This is a genomic window from Leisingera aquaemixtae, from assembly GCF_019801145.1.
Classification (GTDB): Bacteria; Pseudomonadota; Alphaproteobacteria; order Rhodobacterales; family Rhodobacteraceae; genus Leisingera; species Leisingera aquaemixtae_A.
In genome coordinates, this window is the sequence record NZ_JAHVJQ010000005.1 from 224,933 (window position 1) to 249,772 (window position 24,840).

Sequence of the window (24,840 nt, forward strand, 5' to 3'; positions counted from 1 at the left end):
ATGACCGAGATCAGCCGCGTGGCGCTGTTTGGCAAATTGAACAAGCTGGGGTACCAGGCCGTCGAAAGCGCAACCGTGTTCTGCAAGATGCGCGGGAACCCCTATGTCGAGCTGGTGCATTGGATGCACCAGCTGTTGGCGCAGCAGGACAGCGACCTGCACCGGATCATCCAGCATTACGACCTGGATGCGGGCAAGATTGCCACTGAACTGACCCGGGCGCTGGACATGCTGCCGCGCGGGGCCTCGACGATCTCCGACCTGTCGGACCACCTGATGGACGCGATGGAGCGCGGCTGGGTCTGGGGCTCGCTGCTTTATTCCTCGGGCCAGGTGCGCAGCGGCCATCTGCTCTTGGGGATGCTGAAGACGCCGGCGCTGCGCAACATCCTGTCTTCCATGTCGCCCGAGCTGGCGAAGATCGGCGCCGATGATCTGGCGGACCATTTCAACGAGGCCACCGACGGCTCGCCGGAGGAGCGGCAGGGGGCGCAGGACGGCTCCAACGTGACCGGCGGCGGGGCGGAGCCGGGCGAGGCGTCCGGCTCGATGGCGCCGGGCGCGATGGGCAAGGGCGAGGCGCTGGAGCAGTTCTGCACCGACCTGACCGAACAGGCCAGGAATGGCGAGATCGACCCGATCGTGGGCCGGGACGAGGAAATCCGCCAGATCGTCGACATCCTGATGCGGCGGCGGCAGAACAACCCGATCCTGACCGGCGAGGCGGGTGTCGGGAAAACCGCGGTGGTCGAAGGCTTCGCCCTGCGGATCGCCCGCGGCGACGTGCCGCCCAGCCTGAAGGATGTGCGGCTGATGGTGCTGGATGTGGGCCTGCTGCAGGCCGGTGCCAGCATGAAGGGCGAGTTCGAGAACCGTCTGCGGCAGGTGATCGACGAGGTGCAGGCGAGCCCGGTGCCGATTGTGATGTTCGTCGATGAGACCCACACGCTGGTCGGGGCAGGGGGCGCGGCCGGCACCGGCGATGCGGCGAACCTGCTGAAACCGGCGCTGGCGCGCGGGACGCTCAGGACCATCGGCGCCACCACCTGGGCCGAGTACAAGAAATACATCGAGAAGGACCCGGCGCTGACCCGCCGCTTCCAGGTGGTCAAGGTCGACGAGCCGGGCATCCCGAAGGCGATCCTGATGATGCGCGGCATCGCCTCGATGCTGGAGAAGCACCACCGGGTGCAGGTTCTGGACGAGGGGATCGAGGCGGCAGTAAGCCTGTCGGCGCGCTATATCCCGGCGCGGCAGCTGCCGGACAAGTCGGTGAGCCTGCTGGACACGGCCTGCGCCCGGGTGGCCGTCAGCCAGCACGCGGTGCCGGCCGAGGTCGATGACAGCCAGCGCCGGATCGAGGCGCTGACCACCGAGCTGGAGATTATCGGCCGCGACGAGACCGCAGGCTACGAGGTTGCCGACCGGCGCGAGGCGGTGGAAGCCGCCAAGGCCGCCGAGGAGGAGCGGCTGGCCGGGCTGACCGAGCGCTGGGACAAGGAAAAGGCGGTGGTCGAAGGCATTCTGGAATTGCGCGCCAAGCTCCGGGAGGGGGCCGCGCCCGTGGACGCTCCGGCGGATGCCGGGGATGACGCGGCGGAGGGCGCCGCCGATAGCCCGCTGTCGGACGAAGAACGCGCCAAGCTGATGCAGGAGCTGAAGGACAAGAACGCGGAGCTGGAGGCGCTGCAGGGTGATTCCGCGCTGATCCTGCCGATTGTCGACCATCAGGCAGTGGCCTCCGTGGTGGGCGATTGGACCGGTATCCCGGTGGGCCGCATGGTCAAGGATGAGATCGAGACCATCCTGAACCTGGAAGAGCGGCTGGCCCAGCGGGTGATCGGCCAGGACCACGCGATGAAGATGATCGCCAAGCGCATTCAGACCAGCCGCGCAGGCCTCGACAACCCGAACAAGCCGATCGGGGTGTTCATGCTGGCGGGGACCTCTGGTGTCGGCAAGACCGAAACCGCGCTGGCGCTGGCCGAGGTGCTGTACGGCGGCGAGCAGAACGTCATCACCATCAACATGTCGGAATACCAGGAGGCCCACACCGTCAGCTCGCTGAAAGGCGCGCCGCCGGGCTATGTCGGCTATGGCGAGGGCGGGGTGCTGACCGAGGCGGTGCGGCGCAAGCCCTATTCCGTGGTGCTGCTGGACGAGGTCGAGAAGGCGCACCCGGATGTGCATGAGATCTTCTTTCAGGTGTTCGACAAGGGCGTCATGGAGGACGGCGAGGGGCGCGTGATCGACTTCAAGAACACGCTGATCCTGCTGACCTCTAACGTGGGCACCGAGACGATCATGGATCTGTGCTCCGATCCGGAGCTGATGCCGGACCCGGAAGGCATGGCGAAAGCCCTGCGCGATCCGCTGCTGAAGGTGTTCCCGCCGGCGCTCTTGGGGCGTCTGGTGACGATCCCCTATTATCCGCTCAGCCCGGAAATGATCGGCGAGATCACCAAGCTGCAGCTGGGCCGCATCCAGAAACGGGTGCAGGAAGCGCACGGGGTGCCGTTCGAATACACCGATGCGGTGGTCGGGGAAATCGTCAACCGCTGCCAGGAGCTGGACTCGGGCGGGCGGATGATCGACGCGATTGTCACCAACACCATGCTGCCGGAGATTTCCAACGAGTTCCTGCGCCGCCTGATGGAAGGCGCGGAAGTCGAGAAAGTGGCCATCGGCGTCAAGGACGGAGAATTCACCTACGCATTCGATTGATCACGCCCAAGGGTATTCAGTGGGGAAGGAGTTCCTATGGTTAAACACATTGTCATGGACATGAAGAACGTCGATGTCGGCGCTTCGGGGCTGGAGATGGTCAAGCCGCCCCAATTGTCCTTCAAGGTCGTGGTCGAACTGGACAAGAAAATGGAGAAGGGGGTCGAGAAGGACCCGCTTCTGCAGCAGGAGTTCCATGCCGGTGCCAGCGAAGTCTTTGAGCAGACCCGCGACACCATCGCGAAGAAGTGCAAGGTGTTCGACAAGGCCTTTGTCGAGATGGCCAACAAGGGCGCTGACAAGAAAACGATGGAAAAGCAGCTGAAGGGGCTGAACGACGCCATCAAGAACGACATCAAGGTCGGCGAAAAGGCGGCAGAGCTGGCGGCGCAGAAGGCCTGGACCAATCTGCAGAAGAAGAAAAAGGAATGGTCCAAGTTCAAGATCAAGGTTGGCGTGTCCATCGCGGGCACCCTGGCCGGGCTGGCGGTGAGCATCGCGGCAATGGCGTCCTCGCCGTTTTCCGGCGGCGCGGGCGCGGCCTTTGGCATCATCGGGCTGATCAAGTCCGGGGTGTCGCTGGCCAAGGACATCGGCAAGCTGGCGATCAATATCGATCAGTCCAAGACCATCCTGGTGAAGAACCTGGTGGTGGTGGAAAAGGCGGCCTCCAACAAGGCGCTGAACGCGGCAAACGAGGTGTCGGCGGCGGTGTTCCAGGAGTTCCTCGGCATCTCCCAGCCCTCGGTCAAGACGGTGGAGGATGCGGCTGATACCCTGAAGGCGAAATACGCCCAGATGGTCGTCAAGATGCATGACCTGTCGAAGACCCTGAACAAGATCCTGAAGCAGCAGGAGAAGCTGAAGAAGGAGTTTCTGGGTGAGGTCGGCAAGAAGCTGAAGAAGCACCCGGTGCAGGACAAGAAGGCGCAGCTGGTGATGATCAGCAAGGCGCTGGATACGGCTTTGGCGAATAACTATGCCGAAGTTCAGAAGGCGATCGACAAAATCCAGATCATGTATGCCGATGCGCGCGGCTGGGCCAACAACATCAAGGACCTGATGAAGCGGGTGAAGGCGCTGACGATCAAGGACCCGAAGGCGCTGAAGGTGTTCCGCGAAGGGCTGAAGTTCGCGGCCCTGGCGCTGGCGCCGCTTGATGGCAACTCGATTGCCACCGGCGCCAAGGATCTGGCCCTGGGCGTGGGCGGCGCGGTGGGCGGCTATGCCTATGACAAGATCACCAGCAAGGTGCTGGACGGGACCGTGTTCGACGCGGCCTGAGACCGAAGGAAAGACACCGGGCGCTGCGCGCGCCCGGCCAATGGAAAGACCGGCTGGAGAAAGACCGTGGACAGCAGCGCGCAGACCGCAGATACGCTTCGGGACCGGGCCCGCGAATTTGTCGAGCGCCCGTGGGTGACCAATGCCATTCTGGGCGTCATCATCTTTAACGCCATCACGCTGGGCCTTGGCACTTCGGCGGCGGTGCGGGCGCATGCGGGCGGGCTGCTGGATGTGATCGACACCACGGTGCTGACCATCTTCGTGCTGGAGCTGGCGCTGAAGCTGTTTGCCTATGGCTGGCGGTTCTTCTCCTCGGCCTGGAATATCTTCGACCTCGTCGTTGTCTCCTTCGGCCTGTTCCCGGACAGCCAGGGCCTGTCGGCGCTGCGCGGCCTGCGGGTGGTGCGCGCCTTGCGCCTGCTGTCCGTCATTCCGCAGATGCGCGCGGTGGTGCAGGCACTGTTGGACGCGCTGCCGGGCATGGGCGCGGTGATCGTGATGATCTCCATCGTGTTCTACGTCTTCGGGGTGATGGCGACGATGATGTACGGTGCCGTCTTTGACGAATGGTTCGGCACCCTGGGGCGGTCGCTGTATTCGCTGTTCCAGATCATGACGCTGGAAAGCTGGTCGATGGGCATCGTGCGCCCGGTGATGGAAGAGTTTCCCCTGGCCTGGTCGTTCTTCGTGCCGTTCATCGTGATCACCGCCTTTTCGGTGCTGAACCTGTTCATCGGCCTCCTGGTCAACACGATGCAGTCGGCGGTGGAGGCCGAAGCCGAGGCGGAATTCGAGAAACTGCGCGACCTGGTGAAATCGGAGACCGATGTGGTGGACGCGCATGTGCTGGAGCTGCACGAGGAGATCAAGGCGCTCAGGGCGGAGATTGCCCAGCTGAAGGGGCAGGGCAATGGCTGACAGCTCGCAGAAGTTCATCGCAAGGAACCGGGCGCCCAGGGTTCAGATCGAATATGACGTGGAGCTGTATGGCGCCGAGAAGAAGGTGCAGCTGCCGTTCGTGATGGGCGTGATGAGCGACCTGGTGGGCAAATCCGAAGTGGAGCAGCCTGCGGTGGCGGACCGCAAGTTCCTGGAGATCGACGTAGACAATTTCGACGAGCGCATGAAAGGCCTGGCGCCGCGCGCGGCTTTCACCGTGCCCAACACGCTGACCGGCGAGGGCAATCTGGCGGTGGATCTGACGTTCGAGAGCATGGAGGATTTCTCGCCCGGCGCAATTGCCGCCAAGGTCGACGCGCTGCGCCCGCTGCTGGAGGCGCGCACCCAGCTGCAGAACCTGATGGCCTATATGGACGGCAAGACCGGTGCCGAGGCGCTGATCGAGACGATCCTGAACGACCCGTCGCTGCTGGCCGCGGTGTCGGCGCCGGCTGCAAATGCGGAGAGCGCCGCGGCGCTGGACAGTTTGCGCGATCTGGAGCTGCCGGAGGATGAAGCGGACACCACGGGTGACGTGCTGGCCGGTCTCGCCGCGCAGGCGCCTGAGGATGCAGCGCCTGAGGATGCCTCAGGCGGCGTTCTGGATGCATTGCGCGAAGCGGCGCCTGAGGAGCAGGCCGAGGAGGATGCGTCGGCAGGTGTGCTGGAAGGGCTGCGCTCTGCAGCGCCAGAGACTGCGGAGCCGGAAGACACCTCCGCGGATGTGCTGGCGGGCCTGAGCGCGGCGGCCCCTGTGGAAACGGAACAGCAGGACGAGGCCGCGGATGCCTTGGCGTCGCTGGCAGCGGCTGAGGTTCAGGAAACTGTTGAGGAAGACACATCTGCTGCGGTCCTGGAAGGGCTGGCCCAGGCTGACGTTCCGGAGCCGGAAGCCGAGGATGCCTCAGCCGGGGTGCTGGAAGGGCTTGCGGCCCAGGTGCCGGAGGAGACCGAAGCGGAAGATGCCTCCGGCAGCGTGTTGGACGAGCTGCGGGCGGCGGAACCTGCCGAGGCGGTGGCGGATGATGGTTCTGCGGAGGTGCTGGCGGGCTTGAGCGCCGCAGCGCCGGACGAGGAAGACCAGGGCGATGAAGCCGGCGAGACGCTGGCGTCGCTGGCTGCGGCGGAGGTCCCGGAAACCGAAGCGGACGATCAGACCGGATCCGTTCTGGAAGGATTGGCGCAGGCGGAAATCCCTGCGCAGGAAGAAGACACCTCGGGCGATGTGCTCGCCGGGCTGGCGGCGCAAGAGCCGGAGGAAGCTGCCGAAGAGGATGCCGCAGGCGCGGCGCTGGAAAGCCTGACGGCGGTTGAGGTGGCTGAGGCCGAGGACGAGGATCACTCCGGCGTGCTGGATGCGCTGGCGGATCTGGATGTTGCCGAGGAGGCCGATACCGCCGCTGACGACGCGCTGGAAAGCCTGGCGTCTGTCGAGATTTCCGAGGACGAGGAGGAAGATCCTTCCGGCGTCTTGGACGCGCTGGCGGATATTGCAGTGGATGAAGCCGAGGACACCGCGGCCGATGACGCGCTCGAAAGCCTGGCTGCGATAGAGACTGAGGAAGAGGCTGCGGAAGACCAAGCGGGTGTTCTGGAGAACCTTTCCGGTCAGGCGCCCGGAGACGCTCCGGAAGAGGACACAGCCGGCGCGGCCCTGGAGAGCCTGGCGGCCTTGGATGTGCCGGAGGCGGAGGCGGAAGAGGATACCTCCTCGGTTCTGGATGAGCTGGCCTCGGTCGAGGTGGAGGATGAGGCAGAGGACGCCGCGGGTGCGGCGCTGGAAAGCCTTGCCGCCGCTGAGGTGGAGGAGCCGGACGCCGAGGATCATTCGGATATTCTGGAGGGGCTGGCAGAGCTGGAGCCGCAAGCGGCTGAAGATGAAGACGACTCTGGCGCGGCTTTGGAAAGCCTGGCTGCGGTGGAGGTCTCCGAAGAGGCGGATGAGGATGTTTCCGGCGTTCTGAGCGGGTTGGCGGATCTGGAACAGGACGAGGAGGACGGCGGCGAAGAGGCCGCGGCAGCCTTGGAGAGCCTGGCGGAGGCGGCCGTTCCGGAGTTGGAGGAAGACGAGGGCTTGGACGATGTGCTGGGCGGCCTGCTGGAGGATGCGCCCGAAGAGGAAGAGGCCGCCGGTGAAACAGAGGATGCGCTGGAGAGCCTGGCCGCTGTTGAGGTGGAGGGCGCTGAAGACGATGGCGCCGACGGCATTCTGGACGGGCTGCTGGACGCCGCGCCGGAAGCGGAAGAGGTGGCGGGTGAAGACCTGAGCGCCGTTCTGGACAGCCTGGATGCGCCGGAAGAGACCGAAGCGGCGGATGCCGCTGCGGATGTGCTGGCCGGGCTGGCGGATGATCTGCCGGAGGACGAACCGGACAGCGGCGCGGATCTGGACGGTATTCTTGGCAGCCTTGATGAACCGGACGAGGACACCGGTGAAGAGGACCTGAGCGCTGTGCTTGATACGCTGGAGGCTTCTGAGGAAACGGAGGCCGGGGACAGCGGGCTGGATGATCTGCTGTCGGACCTCGGAGGCGATGAACCGGAGGAGAGCACGGCACACGAGGCTGCTGATGTGCTGGAAGGCTTGGGAGCTGATGCCGTCGGCGCAGACCCGGAAGAGGCTTCAGATCCGGACCTGGATTCGCTTCTGGCGGATGCGGACGATGCCGGTGACTCCGAGCCGGACGACGATCTCGACAGTCTGCTTGGGGATCTGGAGGAGGATGAAGAGCCTGCGCTTTCGGATGATCTGGATGCGCTTTTGGGGGACGCCGCAGACGAACCGGCTGCAGCGGCTGAGGAAGACGAGAGCGGTTTGGATGATCTGCTCGGCGATCTGGATGCCGCGGAGGATGAAGACGGGGACAATGCCGGCCTGGATGCGCTGCTGGCTGGCGGTGAAGGCTCCGAAGAAGACGGCGGCGATGATCTGGACGCCTTGCTGGGCGGCCTTGATGAGGCGGAAGACGATGCCGATGAGGCATTGGATGACCTGCTTGGCGGTTTGGAAGACGACGCCAGCGCCGGGCCTGAGGATGCGGCAGAGGAAGACCTGGACGCGCTGCTGGGCGGGCTGGACGGCGAGGATGCTGAGGACGACGCCAGCCTGGATGACCTGCTGGGCGATCTCGGGGCTGATGAGGATGAGGACGGCGATCTGGACGGTCTGCTGGCCGGGCTTGGTGAAGAAGCGGAGGCCGAAGAGGCGGCGGATGCGGAGAGCGCCGAGGACGATCTGGATGCGTTGCTCGGCGGTCTGGAAGAGGACGGCGACCTGACCGAAGACGACGGGGACATGGACCTGGACGATCTGCTTGGCGATCTTGGCGGTGAAGATGAGGACGCCGCGGAGGACGGCGGCGATGATCTGGATGCGCTGCTGGGGGATCTGGACGAAGGCAGCGATGCGGCGGCGCCGGAGGCAGCCGCGGCAGAGGTCTCGGAGGAGCCGGAGTTTGCCTATGGCACCATGAGCGCGGAACGTCCCGCGGCGCAGAAGCTGGAGCGCAAGCGGTTCCGGCTGGCTATCCTGGGCGATTTTTCCGGCAGGGCCGCCAAGGGGCAGCTGGAGACCGGCGATACCTTGGCTGCGCGCAAGGCGATCCTCTTGGACCCGGATACGGTCGAGGATGTGATCGAAAGCTTCGCCACCGAGCTGGTGCTGCCGATCGGTAAGGAGGGCGCGGGCATTGCGGTCAAGCTGGAGGATCTCGACGGGCTGCACCCGGATGAGCTTTATGAAAACGCCGAGCTGTTTTCCGAGCTGGTGGGCTTGCGCAAGCAGCTGCAAAGCGGCGCGACGGCGGATCACGCCGCCAAGATGCTGAAGGCCTGGGCGGAGAAATACGGCACCAAGGCACGGGCGCCGAAGCGGACATCGGCAGGGAACGCGGTGCCTGCGGACAAGCGGTTGAGCGCCTTTCAGCAGCTGATCAAGGACACCGGCATTAGCCCGCGCCCGGCGACGCCGGTTGAGGAATTGCTGGCGCGGGTGGTGGGCCCGCATATCCGGGCGCTGCCGGACCCGGATGTGGCGGCAATGCAGAAGGCGGTGGATGAGGCGCTGTCTGACGCCATGCGGCTGGTGCTGCATCACCCGGAGTTCCAGTCGGTCGAGGCGCAGTGGCGGTCGCTGGATCTGATGGCGCGCTCGATTGAGGCGGACGATACGCTGGATGTGATGCTCTATGACATCTCGGCGGAGGAGCTGGCGGCGGATCTGGCGGCGGAGGACGATCTGTCGAAAACCGGCTTTGTGCGGCTCTTGACCGAGGAGCCGCTGGACGAGGAGAACGGGCGCGGCGGCTATTCGGCGCTGATCGGAATGTACCAGTTCGAGGAAACCCCGCCGCATGCGGAACTGCTGGGCCGGATCGCGCGGGTGGCGGCGCATGTCGATGCGCCCTTCTTTGCGTCGATATCGCCGGAGTTCCTGAAAACGCCCAAGGCGGAGCGGCCCAAGCTGGTGGCAGAGGCCTGGGACACCCTGCAGGGCATGGCGGAAGCCGGGCATCTGGGGCTGGCCAGCCCGCGGTTCCTGCTGCGCCGCCCCTATGGGGAAAAAACCGAGCCCTGTTATGAGTTCGATTTCGAGGAGTTCACCGAAGCGGAAGGCCTGCGCGGCATGCTCTGGGCCAATCCGGTGGTGCTGGTGGCGATCCTGCTGGCGCGGTCGTTCAAGGAGAACGGGCCGTCGCTGCAGCTGGGAAAGATTATGTCTCTGGGCGGGATGCCCTATCATTATGTGAACGACAAGTTCGGCGATCAGGTGGCGCTGCCCTGCACCGAGCGCAACATCGACCTGGACAAGATCGCGCTGGCGCAGGAGCGCGGCTTTATGGCGGTGAGCGCAGTCAAGGGGCGGGACGAGGTGCGGCTGACCTCCTTCAACTCGCTGAAGGGCAATGAGATCCTGGGGCCCTGGACCGGCTTGCCGGCGCCGGAGCCGTCGCCGCCGGACCCGCGCGGACTGCCCGCGGCCAAGCCGCCTGCGGACGGCGGCGATGAAGATGATGACCTGGATCTTGATTTGGATTTGGGCGGGGATGACGACGATGATCTCGGCCTGGATGACCTGGATTTCGGAGGCGGCGACGGGGATGACGACGGCCTCGGGGATCTGGACGATTTGTTGTCGTCGTTTGGGGACGGCGATGATGACGATGACGGGGATGACGACGGAATGGATGCGGACCTCGCCGCGCTTTTGGATGATTTGTGATGCGAATGTTTGAGAACACCGCCGGCAATTTCCGGCCCGGTTCCCTTCGCGGAAAGGAGGAGTCATGGTTGTAAGCAAGGGCCATGAAAACGACCTCGCCTGGATGTCGGGGACATACTCCACCGACGGGCTGATGATGAGCCGGGCGATTGTGCGCGAGGGGCTGAGCAAGCTCACCGAAACCACCATCGAATTTGCCGCAACCAAGGCCCAGCCCAAGCTGGAGGATCTGGTCGGCAAGCAGATGAACGTGCATGTGATGCGCCAGGAGACGGAGCATCAGTTCAACGGATTTTGCGTTTCGGTCGAGCATCTCGGGTTCCGCAACGGCTATGAGATGTATGTGGCCGAAGTGCGCCCCTGGTTCTGGATGCTGACGCGGACCTGCGACCTGCGGGTGTTTCAGGAACTGACCACGGTTGAGATTATCAAACAGCTGTTCGGCGAATACGGTTTCAGCGATTTCACAGACAAGCTGAGCGAGAGCTACGAGAAGCGGGAGTATTGCCTGCAGTACCGCGAGAGCGACTTTGATTTCCTGTGCCGCCTGATGGAGGAGGAGGGGATCTATTACTATTTCGAAAGCCCGGTCGGCGAGACCACGCGGGAAAAGCTGATACTGTGCGATGGGGTCAGTGGCCATTCCCCGATCAGCGGCGGCTCAACCGTCGAGTTCCATTCCCGCGATGACAGCGACCGGCGGCGGGAGGAGCATATCTCCGAGTGGACCAAGGATGAGCGCGTCACCCGCGGCAAGGTCACGCTGAACGACTTCGATTTCCTGACACCTTCGGCGGATCTCAAGGCAACCTCTGCGATCGCCAAGGGCAAGCATTCCTACAAGGACTATGAGGTCTACGACTACCAGGGCCATTACCGTAAGAATTCCAGCCTCGGCAACAAACTGGCGCGGGTGCGGATGGAAGCGGAGGCGATCAAGCACATCCGCTGGCGCGGCGCCTCCAGCGTGCCGACGCTGGTGACCGGCTGCACCTTCACCATGTCGGAGCACCCGGTGCAGGAGCACAACAAGGAATACTTGGTGATTGATGCCGAGCATCACATCAAGGTGGCCTGGGATTACGGCGAGAGGGAAAGCCAGAGGCAGAAGAAGATAGCTGACCAAGGGTCGATGCGCCGCGATCTGAAGCCGAAGAACATGGATGTGCCCGAGGAGATGGAGCACGACGTTTACGCTTCGACCTTTAGTGCGATCCTGAAGTCCGACCAGTTCCGGGCGCCGCTGGTGACACCCTGGCCCGAAGTGCAGGGCCTGCAGACCGCAACCGTGGTCGGGCAGAGCGGCGAGGAAATCTGGACCGATGAGCACGGCCGCATCAAGATCCAGTTCCATTGGGACCGCGAGGGCAAGGAGAACGAAACCTCGTCCTGCTTTGTGCGGGTGATGACGCCGTGGTCCGGCAAGAACTGGGGCATGGTGGCGATCCCGCGGATGGGCCAGGAGGTTGTGATCCAGTTCGAGGACGGCAACCCGGACCGGCCGATCTGCACCGGCATGCTTTACAATGCGGAAACAATGCCGCCCTATACCTATCCTGACGACCAGACCCAGCTGGGCATCAAGACCAATTCGTCAAAGGGCGGGGGCGGCTATAACGAGCTGATGTTCGACGACAAGAAAGACAGCGAACTGATGCGGGTGCAGGCCGAGAAAGATCACCAGATGCTGGTCAAGGACCGCTCGACGGTGACGGTGGGCATGGATGCGCCCGACCCTGAAGTCACCTCGGCGGACGAGAAGAGTTATGTGTTCACGGTTCAGCAGCACATGACGGAAACCGTGCATCAGGGCGACAGGACCGAAGTGGTGGAGACCGGAGACAAGTCGGAGAACATCCAGACCGGCAACATGACCCTGGACATCGACACCGGCAACCTGACCGAAACCATTGCCCAGGGCAACCACTCGGAAACCGTGTCGCTGGGCAATCTGACCGTGGATGTGACCGCGGGCAAGATCGCCATGAGCGCGGGCCAGGAAATCAAGCTGACCGTGGGCGCGTCTTCGGTCAAGATCGACAACTCGGGCGTCACCATCAAGGGGCCGATGATCAAGATCGAAGGCACCGGCATGGTTGAGGCAAAAGCGCCGATGACCACCGTCAAAGGCGACGCGATGCTGACCCTGAAGGGCGGCCTCACGATGATCAACTAGGTGGGCGCAGATGTCGGCAAGATTTGAAAAGCTGGTGAAAATGCCTGCTGACCCGGTGGCAAAGCTGCTGTCGCGGGCAAATGTCATCCTGAAAACCCCGCTGGAGGCGCCGCCGACGGCGCAGGCGGGGGTTGTGCTGGAGGAGCTGGAGCGCAAGGGCGCCCTGGTCGATCTCCTGCGCACGCTGGCGGTGCTGCTGCCCCCGCGCGAGCGGGTGTGGTGGGCCTGTCTGGCGGCGCGCGATTACATCGGGCCGCGCTCGGACCAGGACCCGGCCTCGCTGACCGCGTCCGAGGCTTGGGTGTTCGACCCCAGCGAGGAGAACCGCGACAAGGCGCGGATCACACTGGATCATGCCTATGTGGACGATGACACGGTGAATTGCGCGCTGGCGGTGCTTTATGCGGCGGGAACGCTGGGACCCGGAGAATTGAATCAATATCCTGCCCCGGCAGGGGCCTCTGAGGCGGCCGCCTTTGCCATGAATATGGTGGCCTTGGGTCAATTGTCTGATAAGTTTGAAGAACACGGCGGCGTTCTGGTGGAGCGCGCGCTGGATATCGCGCGCGGCGGCAAGGGGCAGGTGATCGAAGTCCCGCAGCACGCGGCGCAGGACTGACAGGGAGGATGTAACAGATGGGAATGCCACAGGCCCGGGTGACGGATCTGCATGCCTGCATGCTGCCCTCCACCCCGCCGCCGCCGGTGCTGCCGGTGCCGACGCCGATCCTGCCGCCCTGCGCGGTGACCGTGCTGGTGGGCAAGCTGCCGGCCGCGCGGCTGACCGACATGTGCACCGCGGCGCCCGCGCCGCACCCGATCATCAAGGGTTCGGCAACGGTGCTGATCAGCAACCTGCCGGCCGCGCGGATCCTGGACAACACCGCCTGCGGCGGCATGGTCGTCAAAGGGGAATTCACTGTGCTGGTGGGAGGATAAGCCCAGCATGGGAGTGACACTGAAATTCCAGAGCTCGGGCGCGATGCCCGGCGATGCGGCCCCTGTTCCGATGCGGGGGCCAAGCCTCACCGTGGGGCGCGGCGCCAGCAATGACCTGGTGCTGCCGGACCCGGACCAGATGCTGTCGCGCAATCACTGTGTGATCGAGGATCACAACGGCAATGTAGTGGTGGTCGATCTCAGCTCCAACGGCACCTTTCTGAACTATTCCAAGATCCCGCTGGGCCGCACCCCGACGCCGCTGAACAACGGCGACGTGCTGTGTGTCGGCAATTACGAGCTGGTGGTGGAAATCCGTGACGACTTGGCCGATGTGGGCGGCATGATCGCGGCGCCTGCGGCGCAGGCGCCGGCCTCGCACGGCAATGCCGCCAATGCGCCCGACCCTTTGCAGCTGCTGGAGGATGCCGGGCCGGGCGGCGATTTTCTCGATGATCTCCTGGGCGAGGGGCCGAAAGGCCCTGCGCAGTTCAACCCGGTGGACCCGATCGACGAGCTGCTGCCGCCGCTGGGCGAGGAGGAGGATCCGTTCTTCCAGAAGGCCAGCGACGGGCGCGAAGGCGAGGGGGCAAGCCTGCCCAACCACAACCCGACCGCCTCGGACGGGTTTGCCGCACCTGCGTCCCAGCCGAACATGATCCCGGACGACTGGGACGATGAGTTCCTGTCGGGCATCGGCGAGCCTGAAGTCCCGGTGCCCCAGCCCGACCCGCAGCCTGCCACGCCGCCGCGCGAGATGCCGCAGCCGCCGACGGAGGTGCCGCCGGTGGCGCCGCCGCAAGAGGCCCCGCCGCCGCCGCCTCAGGAAATCCCGCCGCAGCAGGATACCGGAGAGAAGACAGTGGCGCCGGCAGCCGCGCCCTCGCAAGAGGCGCAGGAGGCTGTTGCCGCCTTCCTCAATGGGGTTGGTGCGGAGCTCAGCATTGATCCGGCAGAGCACGCCAGCACCATGGCGCGGATGGGCCGGGTGATGAAGACGCTGGTCACGGGTCTGCGCGAAATCCTGATGACGCGGACCTCGATCAAGTCGGAGTTCCGCATCGAGCAGACGATGATTTCCGCCGGCGGGAACAACCCGCTGAAATTCTCGATCACCCCGGAACAGGCGGTGGAGGCGATGGTGCGCCCGGCCACCCGCGGCTACCTCAGCCCGGAAACCGCTGCCGAGGAGGCGCTGCGGGACATCAAGGCGCATGAGGTGGCGATGGTCACCGGCATGGAGGCGGCGCTGAAGGGCGTGCTCAAGCGGCTCGACCCCAAGGCGCTGGAGGCGCAGATCGAGGACAAGGGCGGCTTCACCGGCCTCTTGCGCGGCAAGAAGGCGCGGTACTGGGATGTTTATGAACAGCTCTATGCGGAGATTTCCGACCAGGCTGAGAATGATTTTCACGACCTGTTCAGCCGCGAATTTGCGCGGGCCTACAAAGACCAGCTGGACAGGCTGAAGGAATGACCGGCACCGCGCCCCGGGCGCGTGCCCGCAAGTAAGAGGAGATCCCGGTGTCCTGGGACAGCAAGGTACTTTGGACGGAGGGGCTGTTTCTGCAGCCGCACCATTTCCAGCAGTCCGACCGCTACAACGAGGCGCTGGTCAGCGGCCTGGCGCGGCGGCTCAACCCCTATGCCTGGGGCGTGAACGGGCTGGAGATCGACCATGAGGCGCTGAAAATCGGCCAGTTCGCGGTCAAGTCCTGCGAGGGGCTGACCCATGACGGCACCGTGTTCCGGGTGCCGATGGCAGACCCGCATCCGCCCGCGATGGAAGTGCCGACCACCGTCAAGGACTGCATCGTCTATCTGACCGTGCCGCAGCGCCGCCAGGGCGCCACCGAAGTCGACCTGAGCGGCGCCGAACGCTCTGCCAGCCGGCTGCGCCCGGACAAGGTGGAAGTGACCGACGTGACCTCCACCGAGCGCAAGCCGGTGGAGCTGGACGTGGGCAAGATGCGCCTGCAGTTCGCGCTGGAGGTGGATGATCTGGCCGACCTGCTGGCGATCCCGGTGGCGCGCATCATCGAGGTGCGCCCGGACAAGGAGATCGTGCTGGACCAGGCCTTTATCCCGTCCTGCCTGGATGTGCGGGCGGCACCGGCGCTGAGCGGTTTCCTGCGGGAGCTGGAGGGGCTGTTGGCGCACCGGATGGAGGCGCTGGCGGGCCGCCTGTCGGAAGCGGGCGGCGCCCGCGGGGTGGCGGATGTGTCGGACTTCATGCTGCTGGCGGTGGTGAACCGGCTGCTGCCGCAGGTGCGCCACCTGCGCAACATCGAGAACCTGCACCCCGAACGGCTGTTCACCGCCTGCGCCGGCCTGGCGGGGGAGCTGTCGGTGTTCATGTCGACCGAAAAGCAGGCGCCGGAATTTCCGCCCTATACCCATGACAACCTGGTGGCCTGCTTTGCGCCGGTGATCCGGGTGCTGCGGCAGTATCTGAGCTCGGTGCTGGAGCAGACCGCAATTCCGATCAAGCTGGAGGCGCGCAAATACGGCATCTCGGTCGGGGTCATCGCCGACCGCAAACTGCTGGGCAACGCGGGCTTTGTGCTGGCGGTCAGCGCCGACATCCCGGCCGAGGACGTGCGCAAGCATTTCTCCGGCCAGGCCAAGATCGGCCCGGTGGAGGAAATCCGCCAGCTGGTGAACTCGGCCCTGCCGGGGATCACCCTGCGCCCCTTGCCGGTGGCGCCGCGGCAGATTCCCTATCACTCCGGCGTGGTCTATTTCGAGATGGATGCGGACAGCCCCTATTGGCGCAAGATGACCACTTCGGGCGGCATCGCGGTGCATGTGTCGGGCCAGTATCCGGGGCTCAAGATGGAGCTTTGGGCGATCCGTAATGCATAAGGGAAGGCGCTGAGATGGCTGATTATGACGATCCCTTTGCTGAACCCGGGGATACCGACAAGACGGTGATCAAGCCGAACCCGGGCGGGCGGCGCACGGCCACGCCGATGCAGCAGCCGGAGGTGCCGCAGCAGGCCCAGCCGGTGCCGGAACAGCCGGCGGAGCCGGATCTGGATGCCTATGGGGTGCCGCAGGCGGCAGCGCCGAAACCGCAGGCCGCGGCCGGCGGCGCCAAGGCGCCGAAAATGGCGCTGACGGGGATGAACCAGCTGACGGCCTGCGCCTCGACCCTGTTTGCGCTGATTTCCCGCATCCGCAACCGGGCGCAGCACATGGACCCGGACGGGCTGCGCAAGAATGTGGTGGCCGAGGTGCGCGCGTTTGAAAACCGCGCCCTGCAGGCTGGCATTGCCGCGCAGACGGTGAAGGTTGCGCGCTATGCGCTGTGCGCGACGCTGGACGATGTGGTGCTGAACACGCCCTGGGGCGGGCAGTCCTCCTGGGGGCTGCAGTCGATGGTGGCGACCTTCCACCGCGAGGTGGTGGGCGGCGACCGCTTCTATGACCTCCTGGCGCGGCTGGAGAAAGAGCCGGGCAACAATATCGACATGCTCGAGTTCCTCTATATGTGCCTGTCGCTGGGGTTCGAGGGCCGCCTGCGGGTTGAGCAGGGCGGTTCCGAGAAGCATTTGCAGATCCGCGGCGCGCTGGCCCGGATCATCCGCAACCAGCGCGGCCCCGTCGAGCGCGATCTGTCGCCGCATTGGGAAGGCATCGTCAAACCGTTCAAGGCGCTGTCGGTCTGGCGGCTGGTGTGGATCACCATGGCCGCCACCTGCGCCATTCTGGCACTGCAGTTCCTCGGCCTCAACTGGATGCTGTCGAACCAGACCGAAAATGTGGTCGGGCAGCTGACCATTGTGGATTCCGGCCCCAAGCCGGAGCTGGAACGGCGCGCGCCGCCACCGCCGCCGCCGCCGCTGGCGCCGACCACCGAGGAGCAGGTTGCCAAGGTTGCGGGCTTCCTGGAGCCGGAAATCAAGGAAGGCATCGTGCAGGTCTTCCAGAAGGGCAATACGCTGATCATCCGGCTGGCCGGCTCCGGCATGTTCGGCTCCGGCTCTGACCAGCTGAGCAAGGCGTTCCGCAACCCGGTGAACCGGGTGGCCGAGGCGCTGAATGACGAAAAGGGCAAGATCATCGTGGCAGGGCATTCCGACAACGTGCCGATCCGCTCCTCCCGCTTCCCCTCGAACATGGCGCTGTCGCTGGCGCGGGCGAAATCGGTGATGGCCGGTATGGCCAGGGTGATGACCGATCCGGACCGGCTGTCGGCCGAGGGCCGCGCCGATAAAGAACCGATTGCAGACAACAGCACCCGCGCCGGGCGGGCCAAGAACCGCAGAATCGAAATCCTGCTGGTTCAGGAGGTTGAAGGATGATCCGCCGTTATATCATTCCCCTGTTCCGGTCGATCTACACCGTTCTGCTGATCCTGGCGGCGGTGCTGTCGGCCTGCGTGTGGTTTTTCGCGCCCTTCATCGGCAGCGATGACTGGCGCCCGTTCGACGGCGTGATGGCGCGGCTGATCACCATCGGGGTGATCTTCCTGCTGTATTTCATCACCATCGGCATCATCTTCTGGCGGCGCCGCCGCAAGGACAAGGAGATGACCGAGGAGATGGCGGAAACCGTCGACACCTCGGAAGATGACGTGCTGTCGGAGGAAATCGGCGAGCTGCGCGGCAAGTTCAAGGACGCGATGAAGGAGCTGCGCAAGTCCAAGGGCGGGCGGCGCCACCTGAACGACCTGCCGTGGTACATCATGATCGGCCCGCCCGGCGCCGGTAAGACCACCGCGATCGTGAACTCCGGCCTGCAGTTTCCGCTGGCCGAGAAGATGGGCAAGGCGGCGATTGGCGGTGTCGGCGGCACCCGCAACTGCGACTGGTGGTTCACCAATGACGCAGTGCTGATCGACACCGCCGGGCGCTACACCACGCAGGAGAGCGATGCCGAGGCCGACAATGCTGCCTGGCTGGGGTTCCTGGGCCTGTTGAAGAAGTACCGCAAGCGGCAGCCGATCAACGGCGCGATCATTGCGATCTCGCTGTCGGACCTCAGCTTGCAGGACGAGATCACCCAGAAAAGCCACGCTGCCGCCGTGCGCCGCCGCCTGGCGGAACTGCGCGAGAAGCTGGGTGTGCGCTTCCCGGTCTATGTGCTGTTCACCAAGGCGGACCTGATTGCCGGCTTCCAGGAGTTCCACGACGCCTTGGGCAAGGAGGACCGCGAACAGGTCTGGGGCTTCACCCTGCCGCTGCCCAAGGGCAAGAAGGAGCAGCCGCCGATTGCCGGGTTTGACGAGGAGTTCGGCCTGCTGCTGGGGCAGCTCAACGCGCAGCTTCTGGAGAAGATGCAGACCGAGACCGACCATCAGCGCCGGGCGCTGATCGCGGGCTTCCCGGCGCAGGTGGCCTCGATGCGCGCGGTGGCGCGCGAGTTCCTGATGGAGGTGTTCCAGGACAACCGCTATGAGCAGCGCCAGATGCTGCGCGGTGTCTATTTTACCTCCGGCACCCAGGAAGGCACGCCGATCGACCGGCTGATGCTGGGCATGGCGCAGACCTTCGGCATCGGGCGCCAGGCGATCGGCTCGGGGCAGGGCACCGGGCGCAGCTTCTTCCTGACCCGGCTGTTCGAAGGCGTGATGTTCCCCGAGGCCGGACTGGTGTCGGCTGACGACAAGGTCGAGCGCCGCTACCGCTGGACCCGGCGGATTGCGATTGCGGCCACCGTGCTGGTGGCCATTGCGATGGGCACGCTGTGGGTGCGGTCTTACTTCAAGAACACCGACCTGATCGCCCAGGCGGACGGGCAGGTCGCGGCCTACCAGGCGGCGGCGGCGCAGCTGCCGCCGAGCCCGGTCGGCGATACCGATCTGGTTCCGGTGGCCGCGGCGCTGAACAACCTGCGCGACATGCCGGGCAATCCGGTGCTGTCCGACCCGGATCCGGACCGGGCGATGACCTATGGCCTGTACCAGGGCGAGGTGATCGGCACCCAGGCGGCGCAGACCTACCGCGGCGCGCTGAACCGGCGCCTGCTGCCGCGGCTGCTGGTGCGGCTGGAGCAGCAGATCGAGGGCAATATCAACAACCCCGATACGCTGTATGAGGCGCTGAAGATCTATCTGATGCTGGGTCTGCAGGGGCCTATGAACCAGGATCTGGTCAAGGAATGGATGCGGCTCGACTGGGAAAACATTGCCTATCCCGGCATTGCCCGCAATCAGCTGCGCGCTGATTTGATGGACCACCTGACCGCGCTGCTGTCGCAGCCGATGGAGGAAATCGCCCTCAACGGCCCGCTGATCGCCCAGGCACAGAATATCCTGTCGGAAATGCCGCTGGCGCAGCGGGTCTATAACGGCATCCTGAACTCGCAGCAGGCCACGGCGCTGCCGAAATGGCGGATCACCGACGTTGGCGGCCCCTCGGTCAGGCGGGTGCTGGTGCGCAGCTCCGGCAAGCAGCTGAACGACGGGATCGAGGGCATCTTCACCTATGACGGCTTCCACAACGTGTTCCTGCCGGAGGCGGTCAGCGTCGCCGAACGGGTCCACCGCGAGGCCTGGGTGCTGGGCGAGCAGAACGAGGCGGCCCAGAACCAGGCGGTGCTCTTGAAGCTCAGCCGCGATGTGCTGGACCTCTATTACAATGACTACATCAGCCGCTATGACCAGTTGCTGGGGGATATCGACATCATCCCGCTGGAATCGCTCTCGCACGCGGTGGAAGTGACCAATGTGCTGTCCGGGCCGACCTCGCCCATCGTCAACATCCTGACCGAGGTCAGCAATGAGACCCGGCTGAACGAGGACAAGTCGGTGCTGGACTCCGGCTCACTGGCAGAGGGCGCGCAGCAGGTCGCGGCGATCGAGTCGCGGTCAAACCTGTCCATTCAGGGCCAGATCCTGCTGGAGGCGCTGGTCAATTCCGCCGCCAATGCGCCGGGGCAGGCCGCCAAGCCGCCGGGAGCCTATGTGCAGGAGCGGTTCCAGTGGCTTTATGATCTGGTGAACCGGCCCGAAGGCCAGCCGTCGCAGCTGGACGATCTGATGGGGCAGTTGCAGCTGGTCTATCAGGAGCTGAACAAGATGTCCTTCTCCGGCGTGGCAACCGGCGGCCAAAGCGGCCAGGCGCTGCTGCAGTTCCAGCAGACCGCCAGCCGGATGGGCGGGCCGCTGCCCCGCTGGGCGACGCAGATTTCTGCGGGTTCGTCGGGCATCACGTCTGAGGGTACCCGGGCCTCGATCAATGCGCGCTGGCAATCGGCGGTGCTGCCGTTCTGCGAAAAGGCGCTGGCGAACCGGTACCCGTTCAACCGCTCGGCGCGCGCCGACGTTGCGATGGCGGATTTTGCCAAGCTGTTTTCGCCCGACGGCATGATCGACAGCTTCTTCAATGAGCATCTGCTGAAATATGTCGATACCCGCAGCCGCCCCTGGACCTGGAAACGGGTCAACGACGTGGATCTGGGGATCAGCCCTGCGGTGCTGCAGCAGATGCAATATGCGTCAGAGATCAAGGAGGCTTTCTTTGCGGGCGGCGCGCAGCCGGCGGTGAGCTTCCAGATCACCGTCAATGCGCTGGACCCCAAGGCCAAGGAAGTGCTTTTGGAGATCGACGGCACCAAGGTGGCCTATAATCACCGTTCCGGCGCGCCGACGCCGGTGGCTGTGACCTGGCCCGGCTCGGTCGGGCTGGCGCGGCTGACCCTGCTGCCGCAAAAGCGCGATGCTGAGAACGTGCTGTCGCGGGACGGGCCCTGGGCCTGGTTCCGGCTGCTGGATGCGGCAGAGGTGCGGCGCACCAATGTCTCCGACCGGCGGCGGGTGAATTTCCGGGTCGGCGGCCGGCTGGCGCTGTTCGAGTTGCAGTCCGGGTCGGTCATCAATCCCTTCGCCCTGCCGGCGATGGCAAAGTTCAGCTGCCCGAAGTCGATGTGATGGCGGGGTTCGGCGCATTCGGCAAGATGCCTTCGGCCGGGGATTTCTTCCGGCTGAACACGCCGGGCGGGTTTGTGCGGGTCTGGGACGCCTGGCTGCAGCGGGTTCTGCTCGACGGCAGGACCGCCTATGGGTTCGGATTCGACGCGCATTACATGACCGCGCCGATCTGGCGGTTCACCCTGCCTGCGGGCCTTGCCGGGGCTGCCAGAACCGCGGGGGTGATGATGCCCTCGGTCGACCGGGTGGGGCGGCGGTTTCCGCTGACGCTGATGGCGGCGCTGCCCGGGACGGACCCGGCGGGGCTGGGCCATCTGGGCGCGGAACGGGTGTTTGAGCGGCTGGAGGACCTGGCACTGGATGCATTGGAGGACACGATGACCAAGGACAGCCTGGCAGAACGGCTTGCAGCCATTCCGGTGCCCGATGCGGCAGTGGCCGCGGCACCTTTGGCCGATGCCATGGAAGTGGTGCTGGCCGGGCCGCAGGGTTCCGAGCGGCTGGGTGCAGCAGGGGCGGAAGGACAGCTGAACCCGCGGCTGTCCGGCTGCAGCCTGTGGACGGCGCTGCTGGATGGCGGGCCGCGGACGCTGGCCTGCAAGGGCCTGCCGGCGGGGGCTGCAGCGCTGGCGCTGTTCGATCTGGGGGCGCCGGTCTGGACCGGCGCTGAGGTGGCGGGATGAACCAGCTGCGCAAATACCGCTACGTCGCAAAGACCCATGTGGGATTGAAACGCAAGGTCAACGAGGACGCGGTGCTGGCGCTGCCGGAGCACGACATCTGGCTGGTTGCCGATGGCATGGGCGGCCATGATGCAGGCGATTTCGCCAGCCGGCTGATCGCCGATGCGGTGGCGATGATCCCGCTGGGCCTGGATCCCGCGGCGCGGATGCACGGTCTGCGCGAGGCGATCCAGAATGCCCACAAGGCGATCCGGGCTGAGGCCGAGGCGCGCGGCGGCGGCACCATCGGCTCAACCGTTGCGGCGCTGATCATGGCGAACCAGCATTTTGTCGGCCTCTGGGCCGGCGACAGCCGCATCTACCGGCTGCGCGATGGCCATATCGAGATGCTGACCGAGGATCACTCCGCGGTGGCGGAATATGTTCTGGCCGGCAAGATGACCTGGGACGAGGCAGAGCAGCACCCGCATTCCAATGCCATCACCCGCGCGGTCGGGGTAGGGGAGGAGCTGGAGATCGACAAGATCCGCGGCAGCACCGAACCCGGCGACCGGTTCCTGGTCTGCTCTGACGGGCTGACCAAATACGCCACCTTCCAGATCCTCGAGGACGTGCTGGGCAGCACGCCGCTGGAAACCGTGGGGGACCGGCTGATCCAGCTCGCCCTGACCGGCGGCGGGGCGGACAACATCACCGTTATCGTGGTGGACGTGCTGTAGCGGGACCGTGTCCCGGCCAAAGAAGGGGCTCCGGAGGACAGATGTTTCCCGGGCCGGAATTCCCGCAAACCTCCGATGCTCCGGGTCAGGGCTTGGCAGTGACCAGGATACGGCTGTCGAGGGAACGGATGCGGCTGGAATCCGCCTCGTAACTGGCTTTCAGGGCTTCGGCGAACCCCACTGCGCTTTCCGACGTCGGCCGCATGCCGTCAAACAGCGGCTCTGCCGAATGCAGCACCAGAACCTTGCTTTTGCCCAGCGTGCTGTCATCGACCTTGAACGCGATGCCGCCATTGGCCGCGGATTCCTCCAGGCTGTAGGCGACCCGTACCGGAACCTCCCCCTCGGTGCCGCCGCGCAGGCTGGCAACCGCGTTGTCCCCGCGCGAGATATTGGGCAGCAGGTGGAACACGTTGCCGGAGACATCGAGGATCGAGACGGTCAGGTAGCCGTCTGTCACGTCATCCGGCAGCACCACGTCGATCACCGGGTTTTCGCCGACAAAGAAGCGGCCCGAGGGGTTCGGCTCCTCGGTATCGCCGCCGACCGCAAACTCTACCTCGGCACCGCCGGAGGGGGCCTTGGGCAGGTGCTGTTCCACCACGCATAGCGCGTCGTTCAGCACCTCGACATCCAGTACCACCTGCCGTTCATGAGCCAGCGCGCGCAGCGCATCGAACAGCTCGAGCCGGGTGGCGGTGCTGGCGACCCGGCCGCTGATCAGGATCGGATCACTGGGGCCGTAACCCTCGAAATGGCCGTTGCCCTGCCGCACCAGCGGGCCGCAGTCGGCAAAGGACTCCATGATCGCCTTGACCTCTGCCACCGGCAGCATCGGTAATTCGAACCGGATCTCGGCCATGCCTTCCAGGGCGCCGGGCAGGCCGTTGCGGAACCTCTCGTTGAGCATTTCCGCGACATTGGGGTCATCGGTGCTGCCGCTGAGCCGGGCCTTGTTGTTGCTGATGACCAGGCGCCATTCGCGGAGACCCTCCAGCGGCTGCACGGTGTCCAGCACATCGGCCCCCCAGGTCTCTGCGATGGCGCCGGAGGCCAGTGTCAGGTCGGCGTCTTGCGACAGCGCCAGCAGCCCGTCGCGCACCGTTTCGGACGGCACGTTGCCGACGATCTGCACCGGGCCGTCTGGCTGTTTTTCGGCAATCAGCGAATAGGGGCGGACCTCTGGGTAGCTGGGTCCGAGGAAACTGTCGAGGAAGCCGCCGAAATAGGCACCGGCCCCGCCGCCGCCAAGCAGCAGCAGAACCGCCAGCGCCGCCCAGAGCCCGCCGCCTTTTTTCGGCTTTTCCGGCGCCGGTTTCGAGGCGGGCGGCGGCGGCGGTGCGGGTTTGCTGGTCTTCGGCACGATGATGGTTGCGTCTTCGGCCGGGGCATCCGGCACCTCCCGCTGGCTGCCGCCGTCGGGATTGTCGAGGAACGCCAGGACCTCGCCCGCGCTCTGGAACCGGTCGGCCGGATCCGGTGCGCACATCCGGTCGATCAGGGTCTTGAGCGGTTCCGGCACTCCGCTAGTGTCCACTGGTTTCTGCTTGTTTTCAACCACTTCCATCGGGTTGGCCCCAAGCTTGGGCGCTGCACCGCGAAAGTTGGCCAGCAGCAATGCCCCCAGCGAATAGATGTCGGAGCGGGCATCGGTGTCGCCGCTCATCTGCTCCGGCGCGGCATAGGAGTACTTGCCGGCGAATTCATTGCCGACAATGGTCTGGGCGCCCGGGTTGGTGTCCTTGGCAATGCCGAAGTCGATGATCACCGCCTCTGCCGGATCGCCGCCGCGCAGGATGATGTTGTCGGGGCTGAGATCGCGGTGGACGATATTGCGGGCATGGGCCGCCTGCAGCCCTTCGGCCACGCGGCGGCAGATCACCAGCAGATCCTCGGCCGCCATCGGCCCCTGTTTCAGGCGCTTGTCGAGGCCGGGGCCGTCGACATAGTCCATCAGCAGATAGATATGGCCGTCGGGCGTGCGGTGGTTCTCCGAGTAGCGCACCACGGCGGCATGGCGGATTTCGCGGATGTTTTCCTCGCGCGCCATCAGGACGGTGAAATCCTCGTTGGCGGCGAGCTCCTGCTTCAGCACTTTCAGGGCCACAAGGTTGCCGGAAATTTCCGAGCGCGCCTTGTAGACGTCGGAGGTGCCGCCGCGGCCCAGCAGGCATTCGATCCTGTAGGTGTTGTTGAGCAGGTCACCCGGCTGGAACAAGTCGCCAGGGCGCGATTCAAGCATGGAGGTCTCCCTGGCCTTGGATCCGGCGCGGGCCTGG

General features: G+C 65.1%; 14 protein-coding genes and 1 pseudogene. 14 read left to right on the top strand and 1 reads right to left on the bottom strand.

Translation table 11 applies throughout. The features are described 5' to 3' along the window. The 14 genes and pseudogenes from tssH (at window position 1) to KUW17_RS14120 (ending at window position 22,561) form a co-directional block, all read left to right on the top strand. A complete protein-coding gene (gene tssH, locus KUW17_RS14060; RefSeq protein WP_222480175.1) occupies window positions 1-2,724 on the top strand; it encodes a type VI secretion system ATPase TssH in 2,724 nt (907 codons plus the stop codon). Window positions 2,725-2,760: 36 nt separating this feature from the next. Next, window positions 2,761-4,008 carry a hypothetical protein gene (locus tag KUW17_RS14065; RefSeq protein WP_226431468.1) on the top strand — a complete coding sequence of 416 codons (1,248 nt, stop codon included), beginning with the start codon at window positions 2,761-2,763 and terminating at the stop codon, window positions 4,006-4,008. Window positions 4,009-4,074: 66 nt separating this feature from the next. Continuing rightward, window positions 4,075-4,929: an ion transporter gene (locus KUW17_RS14070; RefSeq protein WP_222480177.1), complete on the top strand. Its 855-nt coding sequence runs from the start codon at window positions 4,075-4,077 to the stop codon at window positions 4,927-4,929. Further along, window positions 4,922-5,419 (top strand): annotated as a pseudogene (gene tssB, locus KUW17_RS23355) (type VI secretion system contractile sheath small subunit); the annotation flags it as partial. The gene KUW17_RS14070 and the pseudogene tssB, both read left to right, overlap by 8 nt. A gap of 1,026 nt (window positions 5,420-6,445) precedes the next feature. Beyond that, window positions 6,446-10,171, top strand: coding sequence for a type VI secretion system contractile sheath domain-containing protein (locus KUW17_RS23520; protein ID WP_409996779.1), 3,726 nt, complete (start codon window positions 6,446-6,448; stop codon window positions 10,169-10,171). Between the two features lie 64 nt (window positions 10,172-10,235). Further along, window positions 10,236-12,347 carry a type VI secretion system Vgr family protein gene (locus tag KUW17_RS14080; protein ID WP_222480181.1) on the top strand — a complete coding sequence of 704 codons (2,112 nt, stop codon included), beginning with the start codon at window positions 10,236-10,238 and terminating at the stop codon, window positions 12,345-12,347. 10 nt (window positions 12,348-12,357) lie between these two features. After that, entirely contained in the window at window positions 12,358-12,966 is a 609-nt protein-coding gene (locus KUW17_RS14085) for a DUF6931 family protein (RefSeq protein ID WP_222480183.1), read from the top strand. Window positions 12,967-12,983: 17 nt separating this feature from the next. Then, complete coding sequence (locus KUW17_RS14090; protein ID WP_222480185.1) at window positions 12,984-13,286, top strand: PAAR domain-containing protein; 303 nt, start codon at window positions 12,984-12,986, stop codon at window positions 13,284-13,286. Between the two features lie 7 nt (window positions 13,287-13,293). Then, window positions 13,294-14,760, top strand: coding sequence for a type VI secretion system-associated FHA domain protein TagH (tagH, locus tag KUW17_RS14095; RefSeq protein WP_222480187.1), 1,467 nt, complete (start codon window positions 13,294-13,296; stop codon window positions 14,758-14,760). A gap of 47 nt (window positions 14,761-14,807) precedes the next feature. After that, window positions 14,808-16,148: a type VI secretion system baseplate subunit TssK gene (gene tssK / locus KUW17_RS14100; RefSeq protein WP_222480190.1), complete on the top strand. Its 1,341-nt coding sequence runs from the start codon at window positions 14,808-14,810 to the stop codon at window positions 16,146-16,148. Between the two features lie 14 nt (window positions 16,149-16,162). Further along, the gene (gene tssL, locus KUW17_RS14105; protein WP_222480192.1) at window positions 16,163-17,590 is read left to right on the top strand and encodes a type VI secretion system protein TssL, long form; all 1,428 of its coding nucleotides are present in this window, start codon (window positions 16,163-16,165) and stop codon (window positions 17,588-17,590) included. Beyond that, window positions 17,587-21,159 (top strand): type VI secretion system membrane subunit TssM, encoded by a 3,573-nt coding sequence (tssM, locus tag KUW17_RS14110; RefSeq protein ID WP_222480194.1) that lies wholly within the window; start codon window positions 17,587-17,589, stop codon window positions 21,157-21,159. Before tssL ends, tssM begins: the two co-directional genes overlap by 4 nt. Further along, window positions 21,159-21,842 carry a type VI secretion system-associated protein TagF gene (gene tagF / locus KUW17_RS14115; protein WP_222480196.1) on the top strand — a complete coding sequence of 228 codons (684 nt, stop codon included), beginning with the start codon at window positions 21,159-21,161 and terminating at the stop codon, window positions 21,840-21,842. Before tssM ends, tagF begins: the two co-directional genes overlap by 1 nt. Then, window positions 21,839-22,561 carry a PP2C family protein-serine/threonine phosphatase gene (locus tag KUW17_RS14120; RefSeq protein ID WP_222480198.1) on the top strand — a complete coding sequence of 241 codons (723 nt, stop codon included), beginning with the start codon at window positions 21,839-21,841 and terminating at the stop codon, window positions 22,559-22,561. The genes tagF and KUW17_RS14120 overlap by 4 nt, the downstream gene beginning before the upstream one ends. A gap of 85 nt (window positions 22,562-22,646) precedes the next feature. Here KUW17_RS14120 and KUW17_RS14125 read toward each other — a convergent pair whose 3' ends face one another. Continuing rightward, complete coding sequence (locus KUW17_RS14125) at window positions 22,647-24,803, bottom strand: serine/threonine protein kinase (RefSeq protein WP_222480200.1); 2,157 nt, start codon at window positions 24,801-24,803, stop codon at window positions 22,647-22,649. Window positions 24,804-24,840 lie beyond the last annotated feature (37 nt).